The organism is Coleofasciculus sp. G3-WIS-01 (genome assembly GCF_040223135.1).
Taxonomy (GTDB): Bacteria; Cyanobacteriota; Cyanobacteriia; order Cyanobacteriales; family Coleofasciculaceae; genus Coleofasciculus.
In genome coordinates this window covers 23333-34561 of the sequence record NZ_JAVJZI010000172.1, presented here as the reverse complement: position 1 = coordinate 34561, position 11229 = coordinate 23333, and the positions used below count along the sequence as shown (strand labels likewise).

Genomic DNA, 11229 nt, shown 5'->3' with positions numbered 1-11229 from the left:
CAGTCAACTGCTGCGGGGACAAGCCCACGCAGCTTGTAACTAACCAGAATCTCTGGTCGAAACATACGGCGCATTGACTGACGCCTGCTCTACCGACCCACTTGGAGTAGTAGAGAGAATATAGTCATCCCGAATATTCATGGATGCATTGATATCGGCGTGAGCCTTAAATCCACAAGTCTTACAGTGGAATCTCGACTTATGCCGATTTGTGCTGTGACGCTGTTTGCAACGGCTGCACTTCTGAGATGTGTATCGGGCATCTACATAACCAACTTGTTTACCTTTAGCTTCAGCTTTGTAAGTCAAGAACTGCTCAAGCTGATAGAAGCTCCAAGAAGATATCCACTTGTTGAGCTTCTTGTTTCTGCGTTGGTTGCGAATACCTGACAAATCCTCCAAGGCGTAAATTTTCACGCCATTAAGTGCAGCCAGTTTCTTGCTTATACAGTGGTTGCAATCCCGCATGAACCGCTTCTCTTTGCCCGACATCGCTTTGAGGCGACGTTTAGCGCTTCGAGTGCCTTTTTGCTGGAGTTTCTTGCGATTGTATAAGTAGCGTCGTTGATTGGCTCTTACGTTTGAGCCAGAGTTGAGCTGACCATCAGAGGTTGAGGCGATGTGGTACAAGCCTCGGTCAACTCCTAAAACTTTGCCTTCGTCCTGTTGAGGTGGTTCATCTGTTTCAAAAACTAATCTCACCCAAAACTGCTTTGAGTGCTTAGAGTATGTGAGTGTCGCGGCACAGAAGTCCCAATCCTCAAATATTTCCTTGAAATAATCGGGGACATCAAGGATTAAACTTACTCGCTTGCCGATACAACTAAGCGTTAGCTGTTGACCTCTTTTGGTCATCGTTCGCTTGTCATATCGAAGTGCGTACCTACGCCAACCCCGCCTTTCATCTGCGCGGGCTTGTCCCCGCAGTCTTCTCGGCGGGTTTAATAAAATAGATGAGACAAGCAGTCAATCCAATAACTGACTCAGTTGGAAAGACTTTACTCTGAATGATTCTGACTTATCTTCTAGAGATAGCAGCAGTGTTATAGTAGTGTCACCCCCCAATCGGGTGATATTTACCGCAAACCAATCCAGTTGAGCCAACCAGCAGTTTAACCAAGAGAGAGGGAAAAGCATGGCAGAAATCAGTAAAGACCAAATGCGCGAGCGACTGGGTAATATTGACCAAATCCGGGATATCATCTTCGGCGCTCAATTACGAGAGTACGATAGCCGAATTGACAAAATTGAGTCGAACCTCACGTTGATCCAACAAGAAATGCGCGATCGCATTGAGCAAACCAAGACTGTTTATGTGACGGAGCTACGAGCTGCGGTAGATTCCCTGGATAAAAAACTGAAGTCGCTGAACATGACAGTTCAAAACGAGAATGCTGAGATTCGGCAAACCATCGATATAGTCAACAAAAAGTTTTCTGGGAATTTGGAATCCCTTGATAATAGCTTAGAAAAACAAACCAATAATTTACATAACGAACTCTCAGAAACTAGGGAAAAACTTCAAGAAGACCTTAGAAGCCTAAGAGCCTATGTTTTTGAAGAACTAGAACGACGATTTTCCCTAATTAATGATGGCAAAATTGCTAAAGATGATATGGCAGATATTTTGTTTGAATTAGGATTAAGAATTAAAGGAACGGAATTTGCTCCTGAGCTGAAAGAAGCAGCAGGTAATAATGTGGACGTTGATGTTCGGCTTTTAGAAGCGAGTCCCTTGTCTCAGTAAGAGGCGAGATCACTATTAGTCCCAACGTTCAGCCAAATGTTGGCTCAAAGCTAGTAATGTAGTCAACTACCGCACACCAACCCTTAGGGGTATGGTGTGGGCTTGAAAAAGCCTGTTGACCAGACGGCTAGTTTATATAGCTAGCAGCCGTTAAGACTAAGAGTTAACGTTCGTACCAAGGGATGCGTGCCAGTTCCTTGCTCTACAACTGGGTAATTAAACAGGTCATTCGGAAAAGCCAGTGTTACTCAGAAAGTACCGGGTCTTAACACCGTCGAGGCAAACTTTACCAAGAAATTGAGAGATGCAGTAATGCGTGTTTTCGTTATAGATAAAAACCTGAAACCTCTTGACCCTTGTCATCCAGCAAGGGCTAGAGAACTACTCTCGCAAGGGAGGGCTAAGGTATTTAAGCGCTATCCATTCACTATTGTTTTGCAAGACAGAGCCGCACAAGAGTCTGTTACTCATCCGCACCGAATTAAAATAGACCCTGGCAGCAAGACAACGGGTATTGCGGTTGTTCAAGAGAAAACAGGACGTGTAACAAGCGCTTTTGAAATCTCACACCGAGGGCAACAGGTTAAAGATTCCCTTGAAGAGCGCAGATCATTAAGGAGGGGGCGACGCAATCGCCAAACTCGTTACCGCAAACCCCGCTTCCTGAACAGAACCCGTAAAGATGGATGGCTACCACCATCCCTTGAGAGTCGAATTGCCAATATTGAAACTTGGGTGAGGCGAATCAGAAAACTTTGCCCAGTTACCGCAATCTCTCAAGAGCTAGTCAGGTCGAGAAAGCAGCATATCCAAAACCCTGAAATTAACGGGGTTGAGTACCAACGAGGTGAACTGTTTGGTTTTGAGGTCAAAGAGTATTTACTCGCCAAATGGGAAAGAAAATGCGCTTACTGTGGCGTTAAAAATGTCCCCTTCGAGATTGAACATATCATTGCTAGAAGTAAGGGAGGTTCCAATAGAGTCAGTAATCTCTGCCTTAGTTGTCATTCCTGCAACCAAGCTAAGGGGAACAAACCCGTTGAAGAATTCCTGAAAAAGAAACCAGAATTCCTCAAGCGGGTATTAGCTCAAGCCAAAGCACCTCTTAAAGATGCCGCAGCCGTTAATGCTACCCGTTGGGAACTGTATCGAAGGCTTCAGTCAACTGGTTTGCCAGTAGAGGTAGGTTCTGGAGGTCGAACAAAGTTCAACCGTAAAACGAAAGGCATCGAAAAAACTCATTGGACTGATGCAGCTTGTGTTGGTGCTTCAACGCCTAAAAAACTTCTTCTTAACGGAATTAAACCTTTGAGCGTTAAAGCCAAAGGTCACGGAAAAAGACAACGTTGCGGAACCAATAAATTTGGGTTCCCAATTCGTCATGCTCCGCGAAAGAAATTCTTCTTATGTTTCCAAACTGGAGACTTGGTTGAAGCTAATGTTCTAACTGGAAAGTATGCAGGAGCCTACAGGGGTCGAATAGCGATTCGATTCAACCCAAGCTTCAAGTTAACCACAGGAAGTCAAAAATTCGACGTGCATCCAAAATATCTGAAAACAATTCATAGAGCTGACGGATATGAATATGCATTCTAAACACAAGGATTCGCTGTCACTCAATTTATTTGTTGGCGGCAATTCCCCAGACGCTGACCTTTCAGGTACAGGCGTCCGCCCCCTTGCCGCATTTAAGGTGGATGTCCTCGATAAATAGGATTAGAATTGAGTCAAACTTGGCATTTGACTCGATTCTGCATTTACGGAACTCGGTGCCAATATAGGACAAGGCAGGATCAAATTATGGCTTTACCAGAAAAAAAGGGATCTGCCATATCCCAGCTAGAGGGTTTGCTGGATTTATTGATGGATTTACAGAATTCTAACTCAACTGAAGCCGCCGCAACAGAAATGTCTTCCGCAAAGGAGAACGGGAAAATTCAGGGTGAACTCCACACTGATCAGTTAAAAAGACAACAAGTGGACAAAACCGGGGAAGCAGAGGAAGCAAGTAAATACGTAGCAGGTTACGGCTGGGAAGCAGGGGGAGAAGAAAGTAGAGCTTATCCAAGTAGCATTGGCTCAGATGCCACTAGTATAGAGGAATTAGAGCCTGAGTCCTTACAGCCTGTTGCTTCCCCCTTAGAAGGGAAAGTCCAGCGATTGAATCAATTCCCGTTCAATACTACATCAATCCAATCGTCTGATTTAACCATCAATGACGACACCAAAAAGCGAGATGCTTTCTCTGAGTTATCTCAACCTGAAGAAACGCCTGAAGAAACATTTAATGCTTTTTACTTAAGTCCCTCGGATAACCAACAAGCGGAAAATCCCGAACTCTTATCGCCTTTACCGTCACTCCATTCATCTCCGGTTAAGGGGACACACCAAAAAACTACGGCTCATTTCGCTTCAGAGGAGACTCTAACCGGATTAGAGAGTTTATCAAATGGGAGAATTGAATCGTTACTTGATCATCCGACTACTGCGCCATCATCTTCCCAAAACTCTAACCCCTTAAATCAATCTCAGATCAACCCAACCTCACCTGAAAACCTGTCTGAAGAACCTAACGAATCCAGGGATTCTTCCATCTCTGATAAACTCTTAATAGCGCTAGGAGAGTTGAATCAATCGCAATTAGATTCATCAAAAAACGGCACGGACTCATCCAATTTAACTGAATCCAATCAGCCGCAAACTGAGAAATGTGAACAGTCTACAGAATCATCATCCCAGCTTCAATATAAACCTGATAACTATAGCCAGGAATCAATATTAGCTTATGATGTAGATATAGAGGATGAATTTGAACGCTTGCAAAAATTACTACTGACGCCAGATCTTCTCGATTCACAAGAAGGTATTGAACTACTCAAGGAAAAATTTTCAGCTCTAGAAAATCAGATATACGATCCGACAAATCTAATTAAACTACTTTTGCCTTTAATTACTCAGATTTTAAGCATGAAAATCGCTGAAGCCAGAGAGGAAATGGCAAGTGCGATCGCGCCAATTGTGGATCAGATGATCGAGGCGAAAACAAAAGAAGATAAAGAGGGAATCTGTTCCGCCTTGGCGCCGATTATTCCATCCGCCGTTAACTATCAAATTCTCAGCAATCCGGGGGAATTTGCCCGGGCAATTGCCCCGGAAATGAGTGCGGCAATTAAAGAACAAATTGAGATAGAACGGGATACAATGGTAGACGCCCTTTATCCAGTCATGGGGGGAACGTTCTATAAATATTTATCGGAAGCAATGCGGGCGATTGACCAGAAAGTGGAAAATTCCCTAAGTATGGAGGGAATTAGTCGCAAAATTAGGGCACGAAGCCAGGGAATCTCTGAGGCAGAACTCATCTTTAAAGAGTCAATGCCATTCACCATCCAGGCGATTTTTCTGATTCACAAAGCATCAGGATTAGTGATTGCTGAAGTTCAACCCTTTGGCAAACAACATTTGGAGTCAGATATGGTGGCGGGGATGTTGACAGCCATTCGCAGTTTTGTGAATGATTGTATTATTCAATCCGGTGAAATATCAGAACTCGATCGCATCGAATATGGACATTGTGACATTCTCCTGGAAGTCGCCGGGTACTGTTATCTCGCCGTGGTGACGCAAGGCGAGCCCCCACAGTCATTTATCGATAAAATACGCGACACCTTGAGTACCATTGTTCTCCGCCATGGGAAGGCGATGGAATTATTTGATGGAGATCCGGATAATGTACCGGCTCAAATCCCGTCACTTCTGGAATCATTGACCCTGGTTAATCCCAAATCAGAACAGTCGCCGCGTAAAGTTCCTGTAGCCTTGTTAAGCCTTTGTGCTTCTGTATTGGGTTTGATTTTTATTCCGTGGGGTTTTTATCTGCATCAAAGTGGTATTAATCATCAGTTTGAGGAAGAAACCGCCGTGGCTTTGGCATCTGATCCCGAACTCGCTGTTTATCGTTTAAATGTGGAAGCACAAGGCGATACGATTAAGTTGTCTGGTAAATTGCCGAATCAATATCTGGTCGAAAAAGCAGGACAAATTGCCCAAACGACTATACCCAATGGCGAGATAGAAAATGATATCATTGCCATCAAAGTTCCACCTGATCCAGTTGAAGTAGCCGCCGAGGTTGAGCGAGTTACCGCTATTCTTAATCAAACCGAACGTTTGGCAATTTGGACAAACTTTCAGGACGGTAAAGTTACTGTAGAAGGCAGTGTAATTCAGGTCAAAGATGCCCAGAAAATTACCGAAGCGTTGCAGGAAATTCCCGGAGTGGACTCTGTAACCAACACCGTGCAACTACAACCTCTAGCCTTAGCCTCTCGCATCTACTTCGATCTAAATTCCGCCGAATTAGAAGCGTCAGAACAAGATAAAATGGACGCTTTGACAGAATTCCTCAAAGATTACCCCAACCAATCACTCCGAGTCATTGGTCATAGTGATCCGAGTGGTACACCTTTAGAAAATCAGGGATTAGCCCTAGAACGGGCAAAAACCGTGGCTGAGGTATTAGTGCGTCAGGGAATTGATGCTAGACGCTTAGAAATATCCGGAACCACCAAACCCCCCGCAGGCCTGTATACTGATGAATCCCATAAGTACAGCCGATTTGTTGAATTTGAGGCGATTGCACGTTGAAAGTATGCCCGAAAAGGGTTGCGAAGGGTCAAAAGTCAAAAGTCAAAAATTATTCCCTGAACCAATAACCAATGACCAATAACCAATAACCAATAACCAATAACCAATGACCAATAACTAATGGCTAAAATATCCAAGAAAATTTGTCTCGTCGGTGACTTTGGCGTGGGCAAAACCAGCTTAATTCGCCGCTTCGTCGAAGGTCAGTTTAGCGATCAGTATCTATCTACTGTCGGTGTGAAGATCTCCCGGAAAATATTAGAATCCGTAAATTTACAGCTACTCATCTGGGACTTGGAAGGACATACTAAATTTAAATCAATCGCTCCCAGTTACTTACAGGGGGCGAGTGGTGTCATCGTTGTTGCTGATGTCAGCCGCATGGAAACCATTGAGCGATTAGATGAACATGTTAACCTATTTTTATCGGTTAATCCTAAAGGCACAATTGCCATTGCCTTAAATAAATCGGATTTAGTCGAACCGGGAAAAGTTAACCAAATGGTTCAAATCGTTGAGGATAAAGACTTAAATCCAACATCAGGACTGTATCGAACCTCAGCGAAAACAGGTGCATACGTCGATGAAATTTTTGGACAGCTTGCTTATAAAATATTAAACGCTTAGGATTTTTATGACCTTCTATAAACACAGATTACACAGATTGAATGAAACTCTCAACAGCGAAACGTAAGAGTCTAAACTCGCCCCTACTTCAAAACTATGACTTGTCCTATTCAAACCCTACCGACGGAGGTTGTTAACTTAATTGCGGCTGGCGAGGTGATTGATTCATTAGCCGCCGTGGTACGAGAATTGGTAGAAAATTCTTTGGATGCAGGGGCGACGCGCATCTCGGTGGCTGTATGGTTTGATGTATGGCGTGTGCGTGTGGCAGATAATGGCACGGGTATGGACTTGACAGATTTACAAAAAGCTGCGTCAGCGCACAGTACGAGCAAAATTCAAAGTCGCGATGATTTGTACAAGATTACTAGTCTAGGGTTTCGTGGTGAAGCCTTGCATAGTATTGCGGCGTTGGCAGAATTAGAGATATGCAGCCGACTAACAGGTACGTTGGAGGGATGGCGCTGTGCGTATAATACTCAAGGGGAAACAGAAGGCACAGAAGCGGTTGCGATCGCGCCAGGTACAGTAGTGAGTGTCTCGAATTTATTTGGTAAGTGGCGTCTGCGTCGTCAGGGATTACCTTCGACGAACCAACAACAACGAATGGTACAAGCCACGGTTCAAAATATAGCCCTTTGCTATCCATCAGTTACCTGGCAAGTTCAGCAAAACGATCGCTCCTGGTTTACAATCAGTCCGGGTAAAACGGCTCAACAGATCATCCCGCAACTCCTCAAACAGGTGCGCGTGCATGATTTGCAGCAATTAACCGTAGATGTTCCCACACCAGAGGGGGGGAGCGGAGGAGCCGGGGTGACAGGGAGATGGGGAGATGAGGGCGGGTTTATTAACATCAGGGTGACAAAAAACGATAGTAGTGAAACCCGCCCCTACTTTCGGAAAACCATGCCCTTGAGCCTAGCGAAGGGTCAAAACTCAAAACTCTCCTTGGTTTTGGGATTACCCGATCGCTGTCACCGTCACCGCCCAGATTGGGTTAAAGTAGCCACCAATGGACGATTAGTGCGATCGCCAGAATTGGAACAGACGATTCTAAGCGCCATGGCGAAAACCTTACCGCGCGATCGCTATCCGATTTGTTTTATTCACCTACAAATTTGCCCCAGTCAAATTGATTGGAATCGTCATCCCGCCAAAGCAGAGATTTATCTGCATTCCCTTTCCTATTGGCAAGAACAGATTAGCCAAGCCATTGAACAAGCCTTGCGGATTGGGGCGGAAAATTTTGACACCGCCTCTCAATCCCATCGCGTCGGCAAATTACTGACAGCCTCGGCAAAAAAGGGCGTTTATCACCTGGATGAGTCACCAAAACAGGAGCGTAATACTTCGGATATTGGTTTAGTGGAATTAAAAGCCGTTGCCCAGGTGCGTAATATGTATATTCTGGCAGAACATGATACAGGAATGTGGTTAATTGAGCAGCATATTGCCCATGAGCGAGTCTTGTACGAACAACTGCGCGATCGCTGGCAACTTGTTCCCCTAGAACCGCCTGTGATTCTCAACCATTTAACCCCAGTTCAACTCGAACAACTGCAACGGATTGGGTTAGAAATAGAACCCTTTGGTGATCATACTTGGGCTGTTCGTAACGCACCCGCCCTACTACATCAGCGAGACGACTGTGCTGATGCCCTATTAGAACTCAGTTTAGGTGGAGACTTACAAACCGCGCAAGTTGCCACAGCTTGTCGCAGTGCAATTCGCAATGGCACACCCTTAACTTTAGACCAAATGCAGACATTATTAAATCAATGGAAAATGACCCGCCATCCCCGCACCTGTCCCCATGGGCGACCAATTTACTTACCCCTAGAAGAATCAGCGTTAGCTCGTTTTTTCCGTCGTCATTGGGTGATTGGCAAAAGCCATGGCATTTAACGTTTGTAGTTGCGCTGTCTTCGCCATAATCGTATCGCAAGAGTAGTTAACTTAAGCCCTTAACTAAAGTTAGGGCTAAAAGCTATAGCAGTAGACACATCGATTAGGACAAACGAACTGTTGTAGAGACGCTTCAAAAGCGCGTCTCTACCATAAGATGCGTCCTAACCGCTATGGCGATTGCTATAAAACCCGTTTTAACGGGTTCAATTTTCTGGGAGCGTTGAGGGTTGAATTGTAAGCAATAGCACAATTCCATCACCGTGATCACGGAAACCGCAATGTCATAATAAATCCGGGGAACGCTACCCCCGTTATAACCCAGTCCGCGCAGGCGGACGAAAGTTTGTGTAGCAGCGATTTCAATCGCCTCCTCTTGCATGGGGTAATAAAGGCGGATTTGGTATCAGTTGGCGGCTGGAGTCAGGCTGGTGTGCCAGGTTCCCCTTTGATGAAGTCGCTAATGACGCAGGTATCCAGCAGGTAGCGCATTAGAACAACTTCGGTTCGCGAGGTGGTAGAAGTTCATCACGGTAAGACTCAAGTGCTGAAAAGTCAGGATCACCTTTGTAAGCCAGGATAGTATCTGATCAAAAGCCGACTTTACTTTGAGTTGTTTGAGTTAGTTGACGCAGGGATTGAAGGATAAAGCTTTCGAGGGGAATATTGAGTTGGGTAGCTTGTTAAATCAGCTTTTGTTCTAGGTCTTTGGGGATGTTGATCGTGATTTGCATAGACTTTCTTCCAGTCATTATTTCCGCAAACGTGTCAATATTCAATATATTAACCTGGAAATTACTGTCGAATCGCATTAATAAACGCCATTCTCGCCTCAACTATATCAGACATTAACACACAGCGTTTGTGTAGCCCCAGATTTTAGCTATTTGCCAAAATGGGAGGTTCTCTGATAATAGATCTAAACGTTGAATAAATCTGCGATCGCGTTGATTTTTAGTATTTTGTTCATTTTGCTATCTTCTCTCTTTGCAAGAGAAAATCAAGGTACTCCTCCAATTGCTGCTGTCTTAATTCTGATAGCTGACGCAACTTGCGTAATATGATTTCTTCCCGCTGCCACTGAACAACGGGGATAATTTGCGAGGCGGCAACCTCGATTGTTACTTGAGGCACATCAAATCCTTCCAAGCTGTATCCATCCTCTTCACCTTCAGCCTTATGGTAATATTCCACAATTGTTGCAATATCTCCCTGTTTTAGGTTGTATTCTGGTAAGTCTTGAGCCAGGGCAACTTGGGAAAACAGAGGGTATTGTGCTTTCATGAATTCGCTCCTTTATCTGTCACTATGGAATGAATAAGCGACCAACCCCTATATAGTTTTCAATGTCCAGTACAATCTCGATGAGGCGTTCAACACATCGCTCTCGATAGTCAAATTCGTCAAGGCGCTCAAGACTACCAATTGTAACCACAGGAAATGAATTTGATGTGTTTTCTTCGCGTATAACTTGCTCCAATGAATCATCACCCTTCATATTCCGGTTCGCTGTGAGAATCATCATTTGGTTGGCTTGAGCATAATTCCAGACAAGGCGATCGCTACTATCCATCGACAATCCAGCTTCTGTAAACGTTACAAACTGGATAGACAGAAACTCCAGCCAGCCCCCTTTTGTTAAGATTCCCAGGAAAACTAGGGCATATCCATCAAGATTGTAGTCTACCAGAAAATTCATGACGATTTTGAGGCTCGTTTGGCTTTTTGCTCCTCTAGCTTTGCCCATAAAGCTGCTTGACCTGGTTTATGTGGCATTGTGGCAATTCGGACAAAGTGTTCGCGGTTGCGCTCTTCCCAATAGTGGCGAATTTCTTCTCTGGTTTGGAGAACGTCTTGATATTCAGCTTCTACTTGAGTGCGATTGGCTTCAAGATAAGACAATGCTGCATTAATTTGCTCATCCGTAAGATTAAATTTATCACGGATCAACTTAGGGGGATACTGAGCCTTCAAAAAATCCATCACATCATAGAGGGTGATGCGTGTACCTAGGATAGTCAGTCCCCGTTCTGTACGGATGATTGCCGCTTTTCCATTTGATGCCAAAGTCATATCTGTAGCCTTTCTCTAACTAATTTTATACTACAATCTACACAATATGAACCGTCATTTTTATTTGGGGTAAGCACAGGCGCTACCTGTAGGGGCTCTTTCATTGCCGTGCCCCTACCATTAATAAAGCTTGATCTTCAACAGAAAGGGCTTCAATGGATTCAATTATTGTTTGCACAGATAGTGAGATAGTCATAAATGATGCTTTAACCCTCATTTTTGGCTCT

The 11229-nt window shown here is 44.4% G+C and carries 11 protein-coding genes; 6 read left to right on the top strand and 5 right to left on the bottom strand.

Going from position 1 to position 11229, the window contains the following annotated elements:
- Positions 1 to 39 precede the first annotated feature (39 nt).
- Both RIM23_RS16860 and RIM23_RS16855 read right to left on the bottom strand, forming a co-directional pair.
- Positions 40 to 927, bottom strand: coding sequence for an RNA-guided endonuclease InsQ/TnpB family protein (locus tag RIM23_RS16860; RefSeq protein WP_446368341.1), 888 nt, complete (start codon positions 925 to 927; stop codon positions 40 to 42).
- 39 nt (positions 928 to 966) lie between these two features.
- Positions 967 to 1137, bottom strand: coding sequence for a hypothetical protein (locus RIM23_RS16855; RefSeq protein WP_446368339.1), 171 nt, complete (start codon positions 1135 to 1137; stop codon positions 967 to 969).
- Here RIM23_RS16855 and RIM23_RS16850 point away from each other — a divergent pair.
- From RIM23_RS16850 to mutL, 6 genes are all read left to right on the top strand, one after another.
- Entirely contained in the window at positions 1136 to 1747 is a 612-nt protein-coding gene (locus RIM23_RS16850; protein WP_446368338.1) for a hypothetical protein, read from the top strand. The genes RIM23_RS16855 and RIM23_RS16850 overlap by 2 nt on opposite strands.
- 312 nt (positions 1748 to 2059) lie before the next feature.
- Positions 2060 to 3343 carry an RNA-guided endonuclease IscB gene (iscB, locus tag RIM23_RS16845; protein WP_446368337.1) on the top strand — a complete coding sequence of 428 codons (1284 nt, stop codon included), beginning with the start codon at positions 2060 to 2062 and terminating at the stop codon, positions 3341 to 3343.
- Positions 3333 to 3461, top strand: coding sequence for a hypothetical protein (locus tag RIM23_RS16840; RefSeq protein ID WP_446368336.1), 129 nt, complete (start codon positions 3333 to 3335; stop codon positions 3459 to 3461). Before iscB ends, RIM23_RS16840 begins: the two co-directional genes overlap by 11 nt.
- Positions 3462 to 3547: 86 nt before the next feature.
- Positions 3548 to 6394 (top strand): OmpA family protein, encoded by a 2847-nt coding sequence (locus RIM23_RS16835; RefSeq protein WP_446368335.1) that lies wholly within the window; start codon positions 3548 to 3550, stop codon positions 6392 to 6394.
- 120 nt (positions 6395 to 6514) lie between these two features.
- Positions 6515 to 7021, top strand: coding sequence for a Rab family GTPase (locus RIM23_RS16830; RefSeq protein ID WP_446356789.1), 507 nt, complete (start codon positions 6515 to 6517; stop codon positions 7019 to 7021).
- 96 nt (positions 7022 to 7117) lie between these two features.
- Positions 7118 to 8929 carry a DNA mismatch repair endonuclease MutL gene (gene mutL, locus RIM23_RS16825; protein ID WP_446368334.1) on the top strand — a complete coding sequence of 604 codons (1812 nt, stop codon included), beginning with the start codon at positions 7118 to 7120 and terminating at the stop codon, positions 8927 to 8929.
- A gap of 966 nt (positions 8930 to 9895) precedes the next feature.
- Here mutL and RIM23_RS16820 read toward each other — a convergent pair.
- The 3 genes from RIM23_RS16820 to RIM23_RS16810 are packed head-to-tail and all read right to left on the bottom strand — an operon-like array spanning position 9896 to position 11002.
- On the bottom strand, positions 9896 to 10213 hold the full coding sequence (locus RIM23_RS16820) for a DUF4926 domain-containing protein (RefSeq protein ID WP_446368333.1): 318 nt from the start codon (positions 10211 to 10213) through the stop codon (positions 9896 to 9898).
- Between the two features lie 22 nt (positions 10214 to 10235).
- Positions 10236 to 10628: a DUF5615 family PIN-like protein gene (locus RIM23_RS16815; protein ID WP_446368332.1), complete on the bottom strand. Its 393-nt coding sequence runs from the start codon at positions 10626 to 10628 to the stop codon at positions 10236 to 10238.
- Entirely contained in the window at positions 10625 to 11002 is a 378-nt protein-coding gene (locus RIM23_RS16810) for a DUF433 domain-containing protein (RefSeq protein WP_446368331.1), read from the bottom strand. Before RIM23_RS16810 ends, RIM23_RS16815 begins: the two co-directional genes overlap by 4 nt.
- Positions 11003 to 11229: the final 227 nt, after the last annotated feature.

What these genes read in the sequence shown, in the direction of transcription:
- RIM23_RS16850 (WP_446368338.1), top strand. Translation starts at nt 1,136, where the DNA reads ATGGCAGAAATCAGTAAAGACCAAATGCGCGAGCGACTGGGTAATATT.
- RIM23_RS16855 (WP_446368339.1), bottom strand. Translation starts at nt 1,137, where the DNA reads ATGCTTTTCCCTCTCTCTTGGTTAAACTGCTGGTTGGCTCAACTGGAT.
- iscB (WP_446368337.1), top strand. Translation starts at nt 2,060, where the DNA reads ATGCGTGTTTTCGTTATAGATAAAAACCTGAAACCTCTTGACCCTTGT.
- RIM23_RS16840 (WP_446368336.1), top strand. Translation starts at nt 3,333, where the DNA reads ATGCATTCTAAACACAAGGATTCGCTGTCACTCAATTTATTTGTTGGC.
- RIM23_RS16835 (WP_446368335.1), top strand. Translation starts at nt 3,548, where the DNA reads ATGGCTTTACCAGAAAAAAAGGGATCTGCCATATCCCAGCTAGAGGGT.
- RIM23_RS16830 (WP_446356789.1), top strand. Translation starts at nt 6,515, where the DNA reads ATGGCTAAAATATCCAAGAAAATTTGTCTCGTCGGTGACTTTGGCGTG.
- mutL (WP_446368334.1), top strand. Translation starts at nt 7,118, where the DNA reads ATGACTTGTCCTATTCAAACCCTACCGACGGAGGTTGTTAACTTAATT.
- RIM23_RS16820 (WP_446368333.1), bottom strand. Translation starts at nt 10,213, where the DNA reads ATGAAAGCACAATACCCTCTGTTTTCCCAAGTTGCCCTGGCTCAAGAC.
- RIM23_RS16815 (WP_446368332.1), bottom strand. Translation starts at nt 10,628, where the DNA reads ATGAATTTTCTGGTAGACTACAATCTTGATGGATATGCCCTAGTTTTC.
- RIM23_RS16810 (WP_446368331.1), bottom strand. Translation starts at nt 11,002, where the DNA reads ATGACTTTGGCATCAAATGGAAAAGCGGCAATCATCCGTACAGAACGG.